Source organism: Curtobacterium sp. B8 (assembly GCF_000333315.1).
GTDB classification, from domain to species: domain Bacteria; phylum Actinomycetota; class Actinomycetes; order Actinomycetales; family Microbacteriaceae; genus Curtobacterium; species Curtobacterium luteum.
In genome coordinates, this window is sequence record NZ_BACW01000413.1 from 1 (window position 1) to 1316 (window position 1316).

A 1316-nucleotide genomic window follows, 5' to 3' on the forward strand; every position below is an offset into this window, starting at 1 on the left:
GCCTCCCGTCCGGTCCGAGGCGGACCTCTCACCGGTCTCGCCCACCGGCATCCGCGGGGTGTCCGGCGACCCCGCCCGCGTGCCGGGTGTCGCCGCCGGGCGGCTCCGCGTGCAGGACGAGGGCTCGCAGCTCGCTGCCCTCGCGCTCAGCAGGTCGTCCGACGTCCGACCGGGCGAGCGGTGGCTGGACATGTGCGCCGGCCCCGGGGGCAAGGCGGCGCTGCTCGCGGCGGAGGCTGCCGTCGGCGGTGCGCACCTCGTCGCGAACGAACTCGTCCCCGCGCGGGTCGGTCTCGTGCGGAAGGCCCTCGCGGGCTTCGGCGACGTGGTGACCGTCGTCGAGGGTGACGGGCGACGCTTCGGTCGGGACGGTGCAGGCGTGCAGTACGACCGCGTCCTGCTCGACGCACCGTGCACCGGGCTCGGGGCGCTCCGGCGTCGACCGGAGGCGCGGTGGCGCAAGCAGCCCGAGGACGTGCCGGAGCTCGCCGAGCTGCAGTCGGAGCTGCTCGACGCGGCCGTCCGCGTCCTCGCGCCCGGCGGGACCCTGGCGTACGTCACGTGCTCACCGCACCTCGCGGAGACGCGCGGGCAGGTCGACGCCGTGCTCGAACGCCACCCCGGTGTGCTCGAGCAGCTCGACACCGCCGGGGTCGTCCGGTCGGTGGCCGTGCGGGACCCGCAGGTGGCGGACGGACCGGTCGCCCAGCTGTGGCCGCACCGGATCGGCACCGACGCCATGTTCGTCGCGCTGTTCCGCCGCGTGGGCTGAGCGGGCGGCGCGGCTGCGATGCTTTGTCTCGGGCTGAGCGGGCGGCGCGGCTGCGATGCTGAGTCTCGGGCTGAGCGACGGTTCTCGTGCCGCGGCGCCCGAGAACCGTCGCTGAGACCGAGTCTCGCGGAACCCGAACCGAGTCTCGGGGCACCACTGGCACCGCCGGTAGGCTTGCCGGGTGACGATCCGCATCTCGCCGAGCATCCTGTCCGCCGACTTCGCGAACCTCGAGCGTGAGCTCCACCGCATCGAGACCGCCGACCTGGTGCACGTCGACGTGATGGACAACCACTTCGTGCCGAACCTCACGCTCGGGCTCCCGATCGTGCAGCGCCTGCAGGAGGTCTCCCCGGTGCCCCTCGACGTGCACCTGATGATCACCGACGCCGACACGCAGGCACCGAAGTACGCCGAGACGGGTGCGTCGAGCGTGACGTTCCACTTCGAGGCCGCGACCGACCCGGTGGCCACCGCCGCCGCGATCCGGTCGAACGGGGCCCGTGCCGCCGTCGCCGTGAAGCCGGGGACGCCGATCACGCAG

At 74.1% G+C, this 1316-nt stretch carries 1 protein-coding gene and 1 pseudogene; both read left to right on the forward strand.

Annotated elements, in window-relative coordinates:
• Window positions 1-772: RsmB/NOP family class I SAM-dependent RNA methyltransferase (locus I59_RS10715; RefSeq protein ID WP_022903871.1), on the forward strand; the 772-nt coding region annotated here is incomplete at its 5' end.
• A gap of 181 nt (window positions 773-953) precedes the next feature.
• Window positions 954-1316: pseudogene (locus I59_RS10720) on the forward strand (ribulose-phosphate 3-epimerase); the annotation flags it as partial.